Raw genomic sequence first — 16,435 nt, 5'->3', positions numbered from 1 at the left:
ATGGCCTCAAAGCGCCGAAGCGATCGCCGCTAGTCGTTGCCGGGTGACTGCAGACTCCAGGTCGCTCACCGTGTCGACCTCGACCCAACCGCCCTGCACCTTTACCGCCGACAGAGCATTGCCCTCATCGATCATGAGCTGCAGCAGATCGGTCATGTAAGCCTTCTCTGGCGACTTCCCGCGTAACGAACCCGCCGCGAGAGCACGGTGAAAAGTGTCGCGCAGGATTTCGAGGCCGCGTGGCGAGAACTTCATCAGGCCCATGTACTGACCCTGTATCTGTTCGAGCGACACCGGCTTCTGGCCGATCTCCAGGATGTGGCCAGTTTCATCCATCCGCAAGGTCTCGGCATCCTCCAGCGGATTCTCGTTGCGTGCCCGCCAGTACTGCTCCCAGTCGAGATCGATGGTGACTGCGATATCCGCTGTCGACGCCAGCAGCCCACGCAGGACTTCGCGCGAATAGACAATATCGCCGTAGGCCAGCACCAGCTCGCCCTGCAGCAATTTCTCTGCACTGAACAGCGTCCATACCATATTGGTCTCTGCATAACGCGGATTCAACTCCAGACCAAGGCCCTGACGCTTGAGCATGTCGCTGCGGTAGCCGCCGATCAGCGCAATGTCAGCAACGCCCTCGCTGCGCAGCACCGCCAACTGGCGATCAAGCAGGCTTACACCCTCGACCTCGACCAGACATTTGGGGCGATCAAGCGTGTAGGGGCGCAGCCGAGTACCCTCACCCGCTGCCAGTATCAGCGCTTTCATTTCTCAATCTCCAATCAGCAGTTGTCGCGCGCGCGCCAGTTCGGTTTCACCGAAGGGCGCTTCACGCTCCGGATGCCACATCCATCCTTCCCACCGGCGCTTGCCGTGGCGCATCGCTTCGATGCTGCCATCCGGCGCGGTGGCCAGCACTGCATAGTCCTGAGGACAGGCGGCCAGTCCCCAGTTGTGGAAGCTGTTCACCTCGGCGGGCATTTCGCCAGACGCCACCGCGTCACCCAGCAACGGGTGGCGCGTGCCGGCGTGGCTAGATACCGGCAGCAGGATGCCGCCCGCATGGTGCGCCAGCATCTGCATGCCACGGCAGATGCCCAGCACCGGCAGTCCTGCACGCTCCGCATAATCCAGCAGCTCGGTTTCGGTGCGATCGCGTTCAGGGCAGCCGCCGATGTCGTTGCCGCCTGACAGCAGTACCGCCTCTGGCGACAGCGTCTTCAGCCAGACCGCCAGTTCATCGCCCAGCGCATTCGGCACCGGCAGGGGCAGAGCACCGAGCGCGCGCACCCAGCCGATGAGCCGCTGGTCGAGCGCATCGCGCGTCTCGGCGCGCGACTCTATGTTGTCACTGCGCTGGCTGACAGCAATGAAGGTTACCTGCGCTCGATCGCGCAGTTTCATGGCTTGTGTGCGATCAGAACATAGATGTTGCAGAACTGGTCTGGCAGGAAGCGCATCAGCGCATCCTGCAGCAACTGCCCCAGACCGGACAGGCGGTAACCCTCGGCACGAGCACGGTTCTCATCGAACACCTTGTGCGTGCGTGCGCGGAAGAAAGCGAACTTGTACAGGATCGGCATATTCTCGACCGGAGACACCGACTCGACCACGAAACCTGCACGCTCGAACAAGGCGGCAAATTCGCGCCGGGTCAGGTTCATCTTGTGAAATGCTTTGCCCATCGTCTTGCCGCTCTTGCGTGCACGTCGTTCGGTCAGCCAGTCCGTCAGTCGAGTCTGTATATTGTCCGCACGAAACGAAGCACAGACACGCCCCCCACTCTGCAGCACACGAGCTGTTTCGCCCACTGCCTCAGCCAGACCGTGTTCCAGATTGTGATATAGCCCGAACGCCAAAAGATATCGAAATGAGGCGTCCGCGAAACGCAGCTGCGTGATGTCACCCGTTTCAACCTTGAGTGTCGGATCGACGGCGCGCAGTTTCTCGACTGCCACGTCAATGAAATCAATACCGGTAATGTCGTATCCGCTCTCGTGGTAATAGCGCAGGATGCGCCCGGCGCCACAACCGGCCTCAAGAATTGCGCCGTCATTTGCCGTCACCGTCTGTTCCGCATATTTGAGCGGATAGACGGTTCTGTTCTGCATCGGAACATCGGCAGGAATATCGCCCCAACGACGGGTCCAGTATTCCTTGTTGTTGGCATGGCGATAGGTAACTCTCATGAAATTTTTATCCGTCCGTCTTAAATAGTGTCGAGGTCGGCCGCCAGGCGGCGCGAAAGCACGGAGGCAACCAATTGGTTGCCGCGCACAGAGAAATGCCCGCCATACTGATCATTCACATAGCACGCCTCGAAGTTCGTCGCTTGCAGTTCCGAAGTCAGATCGAGTAACGGAAGCGTACGAGCGATCTCCTCAAAGAAGGGGCTGTAAACCGGCTTCCGACCGCCCATTCGCAAGTCGAGCAATTGCGGCATTACGACGACGAGGGGCCGATGGCCGCGGCGCCGGGCCTCATCTACAAAGCGTCTCAGTATCGCCTCCAGCAGGGCCGTCGCATCTGTGTCGCGGTACATCGCGTGAGCATCTCGTATATTTTGGCGCATGACGATGCTGAACGGCAGGCCCTCGATCCAGGGATGAGCTGTACCAATCGTTCGTGCAAACGCCCGGGCGGCTACTGCCGACATGAGCATTGCGTTACGGAGCGGGTGCCGCAGAAAACTCAAGGTGTATGGCAGCCTGAACTGCACGGAGCGAAATTTCCTCCTGTAGAAACCATCGGTTTGCCTCAGTTCCGGCAGGTAATTGTCCAACTTTGCGAAATCGTCGGCTGTGCGCATCACGTTCTCGATACGCTGCAGCCGGCCAGCCTCATCGAGACGGAACCTCGGTTTGAACGCAAGGATGTTGCCAAACTCGAGATAGTGTTTCCAGCTGGACTGAATGCGGCAGATGGTCTCGGGCACGAAACCAAGAATGACGTGAGTCACCGTCGACGGAAGCGATGTCCGTTCATACCTGATCAGGGCCTGATCCGCTCCGTAATTGCCCACGCCAAAGTTCAGAACCCCAATCCCTCGCGCATTCGACCACTGCGCCTCCCACGTCTCGTTGTCTTCTACCTGGCGGCAGAAAACATAAGAGTCACCAAAGGCGGCCACCCTCGGAGGAGGATTGCCCGCCAGCATGCGGGCGCCATATCCATCGATGTGATATTCCACCGTTCCATACTGGCCACGTTCGATTCCGTGGGACCCCGGACGCCTGACCCACCCGAGTTCAGCATCATGGCTCTTGTCGATGAAGTTGCATACCGCCTCTGGCGAAAGAAATGGCTTTTCATCGCGTTCCGTGATCAACCAGGGGAACACGCTGCGCTGCAGACGCACGCAGAAAATGAGCGCCACCTCGATCAGAAGCAGTACCGCAAGGACTGCGAATATCGTCATGCTTTTCGACTGCCCCGCTCCTGCATGGCAAGACTTACGACCGAGGAAACCATTTCACTGAAATCGGTTCGATCAATATTGTTATCGAGCACCAGATCTGGATTCTCCGGCTCAGGGAATGGAATATCCACCCCCACGACGTTGTTTATCTCACCGCGCAATGCACGTGCGTAAAGACCTTTCGTCTCGCGGCGCAACAGCGTTTCCATCGATGCTCTCAGATACACCTCGCGGTATCCGTGTACATTTTGACGATTCCATTCGCGCCAATCGGGAAAGATGGACAGAACAGCAGCCACCACATCAACTTCCTGATCCGAAATGAACTTGGTAAGTCTCGAGAGCCGTTCTGCATTGCGACGCCGACCTTCAATCGAATGATCGACGTCGTTCTTGAACAGTTCGCGCACGATATCGCCATCGAGCATGACGACCGAGCGTCCGGCGTCGCGCAGGCGAGCGGTTACCTGTCCGGCAAGCGTCGTCTTGCCTGAGCCCGATAAGCCGATGATCCAGACCACCATTTTTCTATCCAATCCAATCAGTGCAAGGGAGTGATCAGGCCGGCGGAGCAGTCGAGACTGAGCCGGCGGGCCTGCAGAAAGGCCTCGAAGCGCTGCTCACCGCAGCCGATGGCGGCCGGAATGCCGAACTCGGCGCAGCGTATCGCCATGTGCGAATTAGCGCCGCCATACTTGGTGACCAGACCGGCAATACGCTGCGCGAATATCCAGTCGTAGCCCGGATCGGCGTTCTCGATCAGTACGATGCAACCATCCAGCGCCGGTGCGACCTGACGTGCATCGAGGCACACCAGATCCGCGGTCACCTTGAGGCCGGTGATGAAATTCGGCTGGCTGACCTGGAAGGGCACGACATGTACGCCGGCCTCGTCGAACAGCACCTGTGGCAGCCGGATCGCCGAAGTGAGCGCATGGCGTTCGGCCTCGCGCTCGGCAATCGCGCGCAGACGTTCCTCGACCGAGACGTCGGCGCTGCACAGCGCGACATCGAGCAGCGGGCTGACCGGCACATGCGACATTTCCTCGCGGCTCAGGCCGTGGCGCTCGCCGAAGTCGGCGATCAGTTCAAGCATGGCGCTGATCGAACGGGTGAACACGAACTTGCCGTACTCACGGCCGGCGATCGCAGCGGCGCAATACGCCAGCAGACGGTCACAATCCACACCCGCCAGCGCCTCTTCCCGCAGCAGAGCCTCGATGGCGGCGCGCTGCCGGGGATCCGGCACGAAGGCCGGCGGATGAGTCGTCGGCGCGCCGGGCGCCGCACCACCGGAGGTGGCGAAGTCCTGCATCTGGTCATAGCGCGGCGACAGGATGTCGTAAGTACCCGGACGCAGGTGGCCATAGCGCTGCATGAAAGCCTCGCGCGCCAGCACGCCGGTCTGAAGCCGTCGCATGTCGTCGACCAGGTCGCTCGCCACGGTACGCACGCCGGCCTGGAAACGTGCCACGTCATCGGCGGACAGCGCGCCACGCGCTACCAGCGAGAGCAGCAGCGTGCGCGCGATAAAGCCGTGGCGCGCTAGCACCGCGAACGGCTCGGTGCCCAGCCGGGTGCAGTCCTCGATCATCGGCAGCAGCGCGCACAGACCGCTGTCGGCGGCAGGTAGCCGTTGCGCAGCCAGCACCTCCACCCGCGCCAGAGCTGCGCTGATCGCCCCCTCGCCTTCGCCGCGCAGCAGCGGCAGCGTGAGCCTGCGTAGCGCGTCGCGGAACAGCTCGCGTTCATCTGCCGACAGCGCATCACCCACCAGCGTGTCGAGCTTGTCGTCCACATCGAAACTAAAGGTGGTGATGGCCACCTCGAACTCAATCTTGTCGTGCAGCTCCGGATGCGCGCGCAGTCGTGCCACCCAGGCATCGACCAGCTTGCCGGCGACCGCCGCTGGCAGATCCGCCGGCAAGTAGGAATGAAAACTGAGCCGGGTATCGATGAAGGGCTGACCGGCCAGCGACACCATCAGGGCCTGACCGGACGGCGTGGCATACCCCATGCTCGCGCGGGCGCGTCGCCAGGCATGGTCGGTGATCAGCGTGCGGTAAAGCGACAGCGACAGCGCACGCGGCGCACGGCCGATCATTTCCGCTGGATTCCAGTCCGGCATCTGGCCAAGCACCGTGGTGTGACCGAACACGCCGTGCGCCGGGCGCAGACGCTCGCGGACGAAGGTCTGTATGCCGCGCAGCTCGGCATCGATGCGCCGGGCCACGGCCCGATTCCAGTTCGGCTGGGTGGTGATCGCACGCACCTGAAGCAGATAGGGCTGCAGTGCCTCATCGAGCGCGAACTCGATGTCGAGGAACTGGCTGCCCAGCAGCTGTTCCAGCTCCTGCACCGCGGCAATCAGCCGCTGGAAGCGTTCCGACCGGATCGCGTCCGCCGCCCCGCGGTGAATGCAGAGCGTGCGATTGGCATACTCACCGCCGCCCGAGGTGACCGTATTGGTCAGCCCGGAAACGTCGTCGTAGTTGATGACGTAGTACGGCGCACCGGTATTGAGGTCGTGGGTGAATACCACGCCGCTCATGGCCGGGTGCTCGATCAGGGTCTGGAAGATCACCTCGTCACGCGAGGCGGTGCGTCGGTCACGCGCGTAGCTGTCCATCACGGTACGTGCAGCCGCCAGCAGCGCGACACCATCATCCGCACGGACACCCAGCACAGAGTCATAGGCACCGGCCTTCGAAGCCAGCACCCCGTCCTCATCACCGGCCGAAGAACGCACGATGAGCGTGGTCGAACCGAAATGCGCCGAGATGGCTGCACACAGTTCGGCCCCGGGCATCTGCGCGAGCTGATCCACCGGGAAAGCCAGCAGCTCGGGCACGCGGAAGCGGCTCACCCGGGGCTGCAGTTCGATCAGCATGCGCGCCTTGGAAAGGGTCTTGTTCATCATGGGCGGATCACGTTCTGGCGGCAGCCCTCAGGACACGCAGCACGCGCCACGCCTTGGTGCCGTATAACTGTCCGACACGCGGGAGATTGGTGGTCAGCGACCGCCACAAGGCCGCCCTCAGATGGCCTGCACCTGCACCCGAATCAAGCCCAAGGTAGGTTCGGACAGCATCCATCTGCGCAGGCAACACTCTGTCGACCGGCTCCGAGAAGAGCTGGCGCAAGGCCAAGAAACGCTCGATGTCCTCCTCATCTCCGTAATCCCTCAAGTCCTGAACCCCATCTCGTACCGACCGCGACCCCTTGATCACATAGGTGGGAGCAGGTCCGTAAAGGAAGAACGGCACCCCCGCCTCCACGAGGTAGAAACTGTGCGACCCGATGGTCGGCGAACAGGCGTACCGGAAACGCCGAGCAATCCCATAGAACCTATCCACGAAACACTGAGCGTTGGTGGTCCCGGCGGTGACGATGGACAGACCGTAGCGACGAAGCGTCCGATGCATCCCTTTAAGTACATCATGGAACGAGAGGCAAATAACCACCGGATGAAAGCTCTCGGGAAGATTCTTCAAGCTTTGCATGTATGCATCGAGTGAGTCGAACATCGGCGTCGTGTTGTCGTTCGAGTGACTGAAGAACACAACGGTGCCGTGGCGATCGGCGTCGGGCTCGATGCCGCGCGCGCTGCGATACGCGGCCCACGGGTGCGGAATGTGCAGCGCTTCCTTGCCATGCCGCTCTGCCATCAGACGCGCCTTCTTGGCGTTCCAGCTGAGGAACAGCCGGTAAGGCGACTCGATCTCGTTAGGCCAGCATCGCGCGCCCCAGTGAACGCCATGATCAGACACGGCACACATGGGAAGCCAGGACGGATAACTGGCCCAGTCACGCAGCGTCTTGCCGAAACTGGAGTTCTCCACCTCCCAGCTTGCCCAAGGCGCGAAACCTGCTTCCGTACGACGCCGTAGTCGGCTCAGTTGCAAAAGTTCGTCGTCGGAATAGCCTTCTGTCAAGACGCGCGCCGCCATCGCATCGACCGGAATCATTGTGGCCAGCCCTGACTGCTGAAACTCATACGATATTCCTCACGCGCAGACGATCCGACGCCGGATCGACATGCGACTGTGACCTGGACCGAAGCGGTCGAGCAGAGAACACGAAAGTCATGATTCGATGCAAGCTCCGTAGGCCGAGGCCAGCACTGCGTGGTCGCGGCACAGCAGCGGAATGCCGTCGAGCACCGGATAGACCAGGCCGGTGTCGGGCGACGAAAAGGCACTCTCCGAACGCATCAGCGGCGCATGGGTAAGCGGACAGCGCCAGGCGGGACGAGCCGGTTCACCGGCGTCCGTCTTCACGATGCTCACGACGCCGCTCGGGTTCAGCGGATTCACATAGAAATCGAGCAACCGATGGTCGGCGACCGTACAGCCCAGCGCCTCGGCGGTCGCCTTCAGATTGCGCACATAGCCGTGATGCGCCATGCGTTCGCGCGCCTCCGGGCCGGCCAGTTCGTAGATCGGTTCGACCAGCACCACCGCGCGTCGGGCTACCCGCAGCAGTTCCTGCAGCGCGGCCCGTTCGCGGCCCCCGTTCGGCTCCAGCGAGTGCGAGGTATAGACCACATCCACGCTGGCGTCGGCCAGCGGAATGTGGAACAGGTCGGCCACGAACAGCTCCGCCTGCTGCGCCTTCTGCCGCAGCCAGCCGCGGCCGTGCGCGCAGCGCGACCAGCTGATGTCGAACCCGAGCGCAGCCGCCGGCCGCTGCGGCAGTGTTTCGAGCAGACCGGCCAGCGTGGTGGCTTCACCCGACCCGACCTCCATCACCGAGCCGCCGACCGGCAGATGAGGCGCGACCAGCCCGGCGAGCTGAGCGCACCAGCGCTGTTTGCCCGCGGGGTCGGACAGCGCGTGACGCACGTAGGCGCCGGCCTGCAGGTCGTAGGCAATCAGCGTCGCGGCGGAAAGATTGTCGTTGCGTCCGAGTGCGCGGCGCGCGTATTCCATTGCGTTCTCGCCACGCGCGAAGGCATCGCGCATGCCGGCGAGCAGCGCGCGCAGTTCGGAGGCGGCGGTGTCGGTGGCCTGCTGGTCAAGAGAAAACATGGGGCTCGAGCATCGGTCAGATTTGAAGGGGGCGAATGTTCACTTGAGCAGATCCCAGGACAGCGGCGTGCCACGTACGACTGCGCGGGCGACGGTGCGCCCCATCACCGCGTCGATGAATCCCGGCGCCAGCCCCAGACCAGGCCGGATCGCGCGCACGTTGTCGTGGCTCAGCACGTCACCTGGCGCCAGATCTGCGGTGACATAGAGCGAGCGCCTGAACTGCAGCGACTTGCGCTCGGCTTCTGTCGGCCCGTAACGGACCTCGCCAAGCGCCTGCCAGGCGCGCTCGGTTTCCACCACCAGTTGCGCCATTTCGTGCGGTTCCATCGAGAAGGTGGCGTCCACGCCGCCTTCGCTGCGGTCCAGCGTGAAATGCTTTTCGATCACGGTGGCGCCCAGCGCGACGCTGGCCACCGACACGCCCACACCCATGGTGTGGTCGGACAGCCCCACCTCGCAGCCGAACATTTCGCGCAGGTGCGGAATGGTGCGGATATGGGTGTTGGCCGGTGTGGCCGGGTAGGTGCTGGTGCACTTGAGCAGCACCAGATGACGGCAGCCGGCTTCGCGTGCGGCGCGCACGGTTTCGTCCAGCTCGGCCAGCGTGGCCATGCCGGTGGAAATGATGAGCGGCTTGCCGGTAGCCGCAACGCGGCGAATCAGCGGCAGATCAGTGTTCTCGAACGACGCGATCTTGTAGCAGGGCACATCCAGCGATTCGAGAAAATCGACCGCGCTGTCATCGAAGGGCGTGCTGAACGGAATCATGCCCAGCGCGCGCGCGCGCTCGAAGATCGGCGCGTGCCAGTCCCAAGGCGTGTAGGCCTCGCCGTAAAGCTTGTAGAGAGAGGTGCCGGCCCACAGGCTGTCCGGATCCGCGATATGGAACTCGCGTTCGTCCAGATCCAGCGTCATGGTGTCCGGCGTGTAGGTCTGGATCTTCAGCGCATGGGCACCCGACTTGGCGGCAGCATCGACGATGGCCAGCGCCCGCTCGAGCGACTGATTGTGATTGCCGGACATCTCGGCAATCACGAAGGGGGGGGCGCCGGCGCCGATCGGACGGCCGGCAATGTGGAAGGCTTCAGTCATCTGGAAGGATCCGCTTGAAGAAGCGCGCGGCATCGGGAAGGTAGCCGGCAGACAGGAACATGTGGCGGGACGGCGCATTGTCGCCGGCCACTTCGGCGCGAATCTTACACACACCGGCCGGCCGTTCGAGCACCAGCCAGCGTTCGGCGGCGGCGAGCAGCTCGCTGCCGGCCCCCGTGCCATGTTCGCCCGGAGCGAGATAGATCGACACCTCGGCCTCGTCGCCGACCAGATCGAAGCGCACTACGCCCAGCGCCTGACCGTTGCGCTCGCCCACCAGCAGCCGGCGGTCCGCGCGTCCCAGCGTATCGGCCAGCCAGGCATCGTGTGCGGGGCGCGGAATCGGGTCCCGGTTGCGCGACACCCGGCGCACCGCCTCGCGATTGCGCCATGCAAAGAGGTTGTCACCGTCTGCCGCGACGGCCGGACGTATCGTGACGCCAGTGCAGCCCAACGCCCGGCAGACCCGGGCAGCACCGGCTCCATCGACCGTCGCCGCACCTGCGGCGGACAGCGCCCGCAGCAGGTGCGGGCTTTCGCACAGCGCCACAATCTGTCGCAGCAGCGCCTCATCGTCATGGCCCACCTGAAGCGGCGCGTGCAGCACCCCTGCGTCAGCGGCGGTTGCGACCTGCTCATGCTGATTGTCGGCCACCGGCCACACCAGCGCCGGCAGCCCGGCGCAGGCGCGCTCCCAGACTGCGGTGCCGCCGGCGCCGATGGCCAGATCGGCCGCCGCCATCAGCTCGGCCATGCGAGCAGTCTGCACATGACAGCAGTAGCCGGCCTGCGCGCAGGCCGCCTCGATGTCGGCACGATGCGGGTGCGCGGCGCCGATCACCACATCGACCGCCACCTGCGCGGACAGCACGCGCGGCAGCAGCGCAATCACCCGGCCTGTCTGGTTGGCCGCATCGACACCGCCGAAGAACACCAGCACCCTGCGCACCCCGCCGTCGCGACGGCGGCCACGCACGGACGTGAACTCCGGCCGCAGCAGCGCGTAACGCGGACCGAGAAGCCGCCGGGCAGCGGCGGGAACGCGCTGCGCATAGCGCACCGCCGTGTCGGCATACAGATTCTGGTCCAGCAGCAGGTCACACTCGTGATCACGGTCCGCCAGATCATCGATCACCATGATGCGACGCACCCGCTCGCGCAGCACACGCTCCCAGCGTACATCCAGCGCGTAGTGGTCGACGATGAGCCAGTCAGCCGCGAAACCGGCCAGCGCGGCGCGGGTGCGGGCCGCATCTTCCGCCTGAGCACCGCCCAGCCAGCCCGCATGGGGCAGGCCGTCCGGCTCGCCCGCCCCGTCGATCCGGGTCACCGCGTGCCCTGCAGCCTGCAAACGCCCTGCTGCACCTTCGGTGAGGTGGCGGCAGACGAAGCGGACCTGCGCACCGCGCAGCGCGAGCGCGTCGGCCAGCGTCTGGCAGCGCGCAAGATGGCCGGTGCCGATCTGCGGCGACGCATCGGTGCGGATGGCTACTCTCATGCGGCGCCCTCAGCTCGCAGACGGAGTGCCACACAGACCTCGGCCATGGCGAGATCGGCGTCATCGTCGATGTCCATCGCTGACATCCAGTCCATCGGATGCAGCGTATGGCCGGGCAGGTAAAAGCTGCCTCCCTCCAGAAAGGCATCGCGTTCTGCCAGCCACAGCGCACCGCTCGGGCAGTAAAGCGGCGGCAGATCCTGCGAGCGCGCGGTGCGTGCCTCCGGAAACAACCAGTCGGGCTGTCCGTCGGCCTGCAGGCGAGCGGCCCACCACGGATTCATCCAGCCGAAGCGGAAGGCGCTGATCTGGGCCGGTGCCGTACCACTCTCGAAAGCGGTCATCGCATCGCGGATGTCCCGGGCATTGCGCAGCGGGCAGTTGGCCATCAGCTGCGCCACCGTGTCGTAACGCTCATTCCAGTGCGTTTCAGCCTGGCGCAGTGCAACCAGGGTTGCCTCGCTTGAAGAGGCCTGATCGTCGGCCGCCGCTTCACGCAGGAAGGGCACCTCGGCACCCGCCTCACGCGCAACTTCAGCGATCCCAGCATCGTCGGTGGACACCAGCACCCGGTCAAAGCAGCCGGCGTCTAGCGCAGCGCCGACCGACCACGCCAGCATGGGCCTGCCACCAAGCGGCAGCACGTTCTTGCGCGGCAGCCGCTTCGAGCCTCCGCGTGCCAGGATGATGGCGATGCGACGGCTCACCAGACGCTCCAGCCGCCGTCGGCCATCATGACGTGGCCGGTGACCGCAGACGCGGCATCGGACAACAGCAGGTCTACCGGCCCGGCCAGTTCATGCTCGCCCAGCATGCGGCCGATCGGGCACAGCGCGGCGTAGCGCTGCTTGAAGGCCTCGTCCACCCGCCCTTCCACGCCACCGAAGGCCACGCAGTTCACGCGGATGCCGCGCTCGGCCAGTCGCACCGCCAGTTCCTTGGTCAGATGCGCCAGCGCCGCCTTGGCCACGCCATACTGCAGCGGCGACTGCCGGACTGGATCGGCGTATAGACGCAGATTGGGCGCGACCGTACCGTACTGCGACCCGATGTTCACCACCGCACGCAGCCTGGAGTCCGGCGCGTCAGCCAGTGCCATCACCAGTTCATACGGCGTCACCACGTCGAGCGCGAACTCGTCGAGAAAATCCTGGCGCGCGACCCGGCCGTCCACGCCGGTACGCAGGAAGGACACATTGCGTGCATTGTTGACCAGGCCGTCCGGCATGCAGCCGATCTGCCGCAGACCGTCGACCACCGTGGCTGCGGCGCCCGGCGCCATCAGGTCGGCGCACAGCGTGTGCAGGGTACCGCCATTGCCGGACAGGTCGATGGCCAGCTCGGCCAGCGCGTCGAACGAGCGGCCGGCGGCGATCACCGTATCACCGACCGTCAGGAAATGGCGCGCCAGCACGCGGCCTATCTTGCCGGTGGCGCCAGTAATGAGAATGGAACGGCTCATGCACGCCTCCCGAGTTCTATCAGATCCACCACCTCCAGCATGGCGTCCGGCCGGATGCGCACGTCGCGGGCGCGCACGCCATCGACGAAATCCTGCAGCGCCGCGCGGAAGGCGCGGAAGGTGTCGGCGAATTGCAGGTCGCACCAGCCGGCGGCACCGAACACCCTGAGGCCCAGCGGCGCACCGGCCGAGCCCAGAGTGGATATCTGCGCTTCGATGCCGGAGGCGAACTCGACCTGCAGCGTGACGCGATCGGCAACCGACCAGCGCTGGCTGCGTACGACCGTACCGCGATCGGGCAGCAGCTGCAGCAGTGGCTCGATCACATGGACCGCGTACTTGTCCCAGTCCTTGGGCACGGTCGCTGCAACAGCGCGCAGCGGCCCAACCGCCTCGCACTGGGCCAAGGTCAGGCTCAGTTCCGGCGCATAGCGCAGCGCGGAGCACGAGAACAGCTGGCCGGGGAAACGCTGCAGGCCGATCAGGGTTTCCGCATCGACACGCGACAGCGCGAGCGGCTTGTCGACGTAGATCGGCACACCCGCCTCGAGAAAGGGTCGCGCGAACGCGAGGTGGGTATCGGCGTCGTCTCGCGCCAGCAGCACCGCGTCCACCTGTCCGATCAGATCGGTGCAGCGGTCGGCCACGTGCTCGATGCATGCCGCTTGAGCCACATGCCGCGAGATCGCGACGTCTTGGGTCCACACATGGGTCACCCGGGCACCGGCGATCGCGTCGTCCGGAAAGCGCTGCTTTTCGAGATAGCGCGGAATGACCGGAAAGCCGCAGTGCTCCATGGCCGCTGCGTCATAGCCGTTGAAGATGGCCGACCACGAGTAGGGATGACCGTTGCCGGACGAAAGTCCGATCACGCCAAGACGCAGTGCCGTGCTCATGACAGCCTCCAGTTAACCGGATTGAGCAGCGCCGGGTCACTGCATGCGAAGGGTGCGGCATCGAATGGCAGCACCGCGTCCAGCCCGATCAGCGCCTCGTCGAGCTGGGAGACGTTCTGTACGCCGATCAGGCAGCAACTGACCTCAGGCAGGTCGCACACGAAGGCCAGTGCGGCCTGCTGCGGCAAGACCTTGCGCTCTGCGCAGGCGGCATGCCAGGCATGGAGCCGTTCGCGCCAGGGATCGAAGTAGGCGGGCGCGCTATCCGGCGACATCAGCAGCAGACCCTGCAGGAAGACCGAGCGCACGTGAATTTCAACGCCGAGCGCCGCCAGCCGCGCCAGCGACCCATCGACGATCAGCCGCTGGTCGAACACGTTGAGCGGCAGCTGAACCAGATCCGGCGTGAAGCGCGCAAGTATCGCGTCCAGCTGGGCTCCGTCATAGATCGATACGCCGATGCGCTCGACCTTGCCCTGGTCGCGCAACGCGCGCAGCGCATCGATCAGCCGTTCGCCGCCCGGCGCCAGCAGATCGTCGGCGTGGTGGGCGAGCAGGCCATGCACCGCGGGCAGGCGCAGCCGCGTCAGTGAGCGTTCCAGCGTCGCCTTCAGGTCGTCCGCGTCAGCGGCCGTGATCGGCGCATGCGCGTATCGCGGCGTCTTCGTCACCACCTGCAGGCCAGTCAGATCTTGCTCACCGAGTACCGACTCCGCCTCTCCGTACAGGGCTGCGGTATCGAGCACACGCAGACCGGCCACCCGGCCGGCGGCGAGGATGCGCCCGACCTCAGTCGGCGGCGTGCGGCCGTCGCGATTGGCCACGCCGTAGTCCACGCCCCACTGCACGGTGCCGAGGCCGATCCGGGCATGACGGTCGGTCACGCGAGCGCGTCCCGGAGAGCGCCGATCACGCGATCCTGATCTGCGTCGGACAGGCCCGGATGCATGGGCAGGCTTATGGCGCCGGCGTAATACCGCTCCGCGCCCGGGCAGTGGCCGGGCCGAAAGCCCAGGCCTGCGTAGTAGGGCTGCAGATGAACCGGTATGTAGTGCACGTTCGCACCGATGTCGCGCGCGCGCAGCGCCTCGAATACGGTGCGTCGGTCATGACCGGCACCCACCTGCACCACATAGAGATGCAGCGCGGAACGCCCATCCAGTTCGGCCGGCGGCAGGCTCAGAGGAAGCGCCGCGAGCGCTTCGGCATAGCGCGCGGCCACCCGGTGGCGCTGGTCTACGAAAGCGTCGAGTCGGTTCATCTGGCTCAGGCCGAGCGCAGCCTGCATGTCGGTCATGCGGTAGTTGAAGCCTAGATCGATCTGCTGGTAGTACCAAGGGCCATCCGGGGCGTGGGTCATGTCCGCCGGGTCGCGCGTGATGCCATGGCTGCGCAGGCGCTCCATGCGGCGGGCCAGTGCGACGTCCTGCGTCAGCGCCATGCCACCTTCGGCGGTCGTGATGATCTTGACCGGATGAAAGCTGAACACCGCAATGTCGCTGTAGCGGCCGTCACCCACCGGCGCACCGTCATAGCGCGCCCCGATGGCATGCGAAGCGTCCTCAATCACCGCAAACCCGTAGCGACGGCTCAGCGCGCGGATCGTCTTCATGTCGCAGGAGCGGCCGCACAAGTGCACCGGAATCACCACCTTGGGCAAGGTACCCTCCCGCTCCGCCCGCGCCAGGCGCTCCGCCAGATGTTCGGCACACATGTTGCCAGTGGCCGGATCGACATCGACGAAATCCACCGTGGCCCCGCAGTACAGCGCGCAGTTGGCACTGGCGACGAAGGTGACCGGGCTGGTCCACACCCGGTCGCCGGGGCCTACGTCCAGCGCGAGGCAAGCCACGTGCAGCGCCGAGGTGGCGCTGTTCATCGCTACGGCGTGAGCAGCACCGCAGTAGCGCGCCACCGCCTGTTCGAAAGCGGGCACCGCCGGCCCCTGTGTGAGGTAGTCGGAACGCAGCACGCGCACGACCGCCTCGATGTCCTCCTCACTGATCTGCTGCCGGCCGTAGGGGATGAAGCCACTCATATGCGACCCACCTTGTCGCGGTTGGCATCGATCCACGCGCGTAGCGCCTCGACGCTCATCCATTCGCGGTTATTGTCGGAGGAATAGGTGAAATCTGGCGCCACCTTCACGCCGTCATTGATGCGGCCCGGGTCTTCGCTCCACTTGTGGATGGCCGGCAGGATCTTGTAGTGATCGCCGTACTCGTAGGTGTGCGGCGCATCCTCGGGGCCGATCATCTGTTCGTGCAGCTTCTCGCCCGGACGGATGCCCACGATATCGTGCCGCGCGTCGGGCGCCACTGCGCGCGCGATATCGGTGATGTTCATCGACGGAATCTTCTTCACGTAGATCTCGCCACCCACCATGTCATCAAAGGCATGCCAGACCAGATCCACACCCTGCTCGAGCGTGATCATGAAGCGCGTCATGCGTGGATCGGTGATCGGCAGCACGCCCTTGTCAGCGATCGACAGGAAATAGGGAATGACCGATCCGCGCGAACCCATCACGTTGCCATAGCGCACCACCGCGAAGCGGGTATCGTTGCCACCGGCATACGAGTTGCCGGCCACGAACAGCTTGTCCGACGCAAGCTTGGTCGCGCCATAAAGATTTGCCGGGCTGCTCGCCTTGTCGGTGGACAGCGCCACCACCCGCTTCACGTTCTGGTCGATGCAGGCGTCGATCAGGTTCATCGCGCCGATCACATTGGTCTTGACGCACTCGAAGGGGTTGTACTCGGCGGTCGGCACTATCTTGGTGGCCGCGGCGTGCACGACGTAATCGACCCCGTGCAGCGCACGGGAGAGGCGATCCTTGTCGCGCACGTCACCGATGAAGAAGCGCACCCGGGGATCGTCGCCATAGAGCTTGGCCATCTCCCACTGTTTCATTTCGTCACGCGAGAAGATGACCAGACGTCGCGGGTTGTAGCGCGCCAGCGTCATCGGTACGAAGGTGTGAGCGAAAGAGCCGGTCCCGCCGGTCACGAGGATGGATGCGTTGGTCAGCATGGG

At 64.5% G+C, this 16,435-nt stretch carries 16 protein-coding genes; all 16 read right to left on the bottom strand.

Annotation, left to right across the window (positions count from 1 at the left end):
* Window positions 1-6: 6 nt before the first annotated feature.
* The 16 genes from METRZ18153_RS0101510 to pseB all read right to left on the bottom strand — a co-directional run bounded on the left by METRZ18153_RS0101510 (window position 7) and on the right by pseB (window position 16,432).
* Complete coding sequence (locus METRZ18153_RS0101510; protein WP_029143478.1) at window positions 7-768, bottom strand: phosphocholine cytidylyltransferase family protein; 762 nt, start codon at window positions 766-768, stop codon at window positions 7-9.
* Between the two features lie 3 nt (window positions 769-771).
* The gene (locus METRZ18153_RS0101505) at window positions 772-1,404 is read right to left on the bottom strand and encodes a gamma-glutamyl-gamma-aminobutyrate hydrolase (protein ID WP_020163071.1); all 633 of its coding nucleotides are present in this window, start codon (window positions 1,402-1,404) and stop codon (window positions 772-774) included.
* Window positions 1,401-2,189, bottom strand: coding sequence for a class I SAM-dependent methyltransferase (locus METRZ18153_RS0101500; RefSeq protein WP_029143477.1), 789 nt, complete (start codon window positions 2,187-2,189; stop codon window positions 1,401-1,403). Before METRZ18153_RS0101500 ends, METRZ18153_RS0101505 begins: the two co-directional genes overlap by 4 nt.
* A 20-nt stretch (window positions 2,190-2,209) precedes the next feature.
* Entirely contained in the window at window positions 2,210-3,418 is a 1,209-nt protein-coding gene (locus METRZ18153_RS0101495; RefSeq protein ID WP_020163069.1) for a hypothetical protein, read from the bottom strand.
* On the bottom strand, window positions 3,415-3,942 hold the full coding sequence (locus METRZ18153_RS20445; RefSeq protein WP_081629052.1) for an adenylyl-sulfate kinase: 528 nt from the start codon (window positions 3,940-3,942) through the stop codon (window positions 3,415-3,417). The genes METRZ18153_RS0101495 and METRZ18153_RS20445 overlap by 4 nt, the downstream gene beginning before the upstream one ends.
* A gap of 17 nt (window positions 3,943-3,959) precedes the next feature.
* Window positions 3,960-6,338, bottom strand: a complete 2,379-nt coding sequence (locus tag METRZ18153_RS0101485) for a PEP-utilizing enzyme (protein WP_020163067.1) — start codon at window positions 6,336-6,338, stop codon at window positions 3,960-3,962.
* Window positions 6,339-6,345: 7 nt separating this feature from the next.
* Entirely contained in the window at window positions 6,346-7,386 is a 1,041-nt protein-coding gene (locus METRZ18153_RS0101480; protein ID WP_157257171.1) for a hypothetical protein, read from the bottom strand.
* Window positions 7,387-7,503: 117 nt separating this feature from the next.
* On the bottom strand, window positions 7,504-8,448 hold the full coding sequence (locus METRZ18153_RS0101475) for a methyltransferase domain-containing protein (protein ID WP_020163065.1): 945 nt from the start codon (window positions 8,446-8,448) through the stop codon (window positions 7,504-7,506).
* 39 nt (window positions 8,449-8,487) lie between these two features.
* Window positions 8,488-9,543: a pseudaminic acid synthase gene (gene pseI, locus METRZ18153_RS0101470; RefSeq protein ID WP_020163064.1), complete on the bottom strand. Its 1,056-nt coding sequence runs from the start codon at window positions 9,541-9,543 to the stop codon at window positions 8,488-8,490.
* A complete protein-coding gene (gene pseG / locus METRZ18153_RS0101465; protein ID WP_020163063.1) occupies window positions 9,536-11,041 on the bottom strand; it encodes a UDP-2,4-diacetamido-2,4,6-trideoxy-beta-L-altropyranose hydrolase in 1,506 nt (501 codons plus the stop codon). The genes pseI and pseG overlap by 8 nt, the downstream gene beginning before the upstream one ends.
* The gene (locus tag METRZ18153_RS0101460) at window positions 11,038-11,748 is read right to left on the bottom strand and encodes an acylneuraminate cytidylyltransferase family protein (RefSeq protein WP_020163062.1); all 711 of its coding nucleotides are present in this window, start codon (window positions 11,746-11,748) and stop codon (window positions 11,038-11,040) included. Before METRZ18153_RS0101460 ends, pseG begins: the two co-directional genes overlap by 4 nt.
* Window positions 11,745-12,503, bottom strand: a complete 759-nt coding sequence (locus tag METRZ18153_RS20745; RefSeq protein WP_020163061.1) for an SDR family oxidoreductase — start codon at window positions 12,501-12,503, stop codon at window positions 11,745-11,747. The genes METRZ18153_RS0101460 and METRZ18153_RS20745 overlap by 4 nt, the downstream gene beginning before the upstream one ends.
* On the bottom strand, window positions 12,500-13,399 hold the full coding sequence (locus tag METRZ18153_RS20740; protein ID WP_020163060.1) for a Gfo/Idh/MocA family oxidoreductase: 900 nt from the start codon (window positions 13,397-13,399) through the stop codon (window positions 12,500-12,502). The genes METRZ18153_RS20745 and METRZ18153_RS20740 overlap by 4 nt, the downstream gene beginning before the upstream one ends.
* The gene (locus METRZ18153_RS0101445; RefSeq protein ID WP_020163059.1) at window positions 13,396-14,283 is read right to left on the bottom strand and encodes an aldo/keto reductase; all 888 of its coding nucleotides are present in this window, start codon (window positions 14,281-14,283) and stop codon (window positions 13,396-13,398) included. The genes METRZ18153_RS20740 and METRZ18153_RS0101445 overlap by 4 nt, the downstream gene beginning before the upstream one ends.
* A complete protein-coding gene (gene pseC / locus METRZ18153_RS0101440) occupies window positions 14,280-15,437 on the bottom strand; it encodes a UDP-4-amino-4,6-dideoxy-N-acetyl-beta-L-altrosamine transaminase (RefSeq protein ID WP_020163058.1) in 1,158 nt (385 codons plus the stop codon). Before pseC ends, METRZ18153_RS0101445 begins: the two co-directional genes overlap by 4 nt.
* Window positions 15,434-16,432: a UDP-N-acetylglucosamine 4,6-dehydratase (inverting) gene (gene pseB, locus METRZ18153_RS0101435; protein WP_020163057.1), complete on the bottom strand. Its 999-nt coding sequence runs from the start codon at window positions 16,430-16,432 to the stop codon at window positions 15,434-15,436. Before pseB ends, pseC begins: the two co-directional genes overlap by 4 nt.
* Window positions 16,433-16,435: the final 3 nt, after the last annotated feature.

This window comes from Methyloversatilis discipulorum, from assembly GCF_000385375.1.
GTDB lineage: Bacteria > Pseudomonadota > Gammaproteobacteria > Burkholderiales > Rhodocyclaceae > Methyloversatilis > Methyloversatilis discipulorum_A.
Note: the sequence above shows the minus strand (reverse complement) of the source record. Positions and strands in the feature narration are given on the sequence as shown.

Bases quoted from the DNA above. Each gene is read 5' to 3' on its own strand.
- METRZ18153_RS0101510 (WP_029143478.1), bottom strand. From the start codon at position 768: ATGAAAGCGCTGATACTGGCAGCGGGTGAGGGTACTCGGCTGCGCCCC.
- METRZ18153_RS0101505 (WP_020163071.1), bottom strand. From the start codon at position 1,404: ATGAAACTGCGCGATCGAGCGCAGGTAACCTTCATTGCTGTCAGCCAG.
- METRZ18153_RS0101500 (WP_029143477.1), bottom strand. From the start codon at position 2,189: ATGAGAGTTACCTATCGCCATGCCAACAACAAGGAATACTGGACCCGT.
- METRZ18153_RS0101495 (WP_020163069.1), bottom strand. From the start codon at position 3,418: ATGACGATATTCGCAGTCCTTGCGGTACTGCTTCTGATCGAGGTGGCG.
- METRZ18153_RS20445 (WP_081629052.1), bottom strand. From the start codon at position 3,942: ATGGTGGTCTGGATCATCGGCTTATCGGGCTCAGGCAAGACGACGCTT.
- METRZ18153_RS0101485 (WP_020163067.1), bottom strand. From the start codon at position 6,338: ATGATGAACAAGACCCTTTCCAAGGCGCGCATGCTGATCGAACTGCAG.
- METRZ18153_RS0101480 (WP_157257171.1), bottom strand. From the start codon at position 7,386: ATGATTCCGGTCGATGCGATGGCGGCGCGCGTCTTGACAGAAGGCTAT.
- METRZ18153_RS0101475 (WP_020163065.1), bottom strand. From the start codon at position 8,448: ATGTTTTCTCTTGACCAGCAGGCCACCGACACCGCCGCCTCCGAACTG.
- pseI (WP_020163064.1), bottom strand. From the start codon at position 9,543: ATGACTGAAGCCTTCCACATTGCCGGCCGTCCGATCGGCGCCGGCGCC.
- pseG (WP_020163063.1), bottom strand. From the start codon at position 11,041: ATGAGAGTAGCCATCCGCACCGATGCGTCGCCGCAGATCGGCACCGGC.
- METRZ18153_RS20745 (WP_020163061.1), bottom strand. From the start codon at position 12,503: ATGAGCCGTTCCATTCTCATTACTGGCGCCACCGGCAAGATAGGCCGC.
- METRZ18153_RS20740 (WP_020163060.1), bottom strand. From the start codon at position 13,399: ATGAGCACGGCACTGCGTCTTGGCGTGATCGGACTTTCGTCCGGCAAC.
- pseC (WP_020163058.1), bottom strand. From the start codon at position 15,437: ATGAGTGGCTTCATCCCCTACGGCCGGCAGCAGATCAGTGAGGAGGAC.
- pseB (WP_020163057.1), bottom strand. From the start codon at position 16,432: ATGCTGACCAACGCATCCATCCTCGTGACCGGCGGGACCGGCTCTTTC.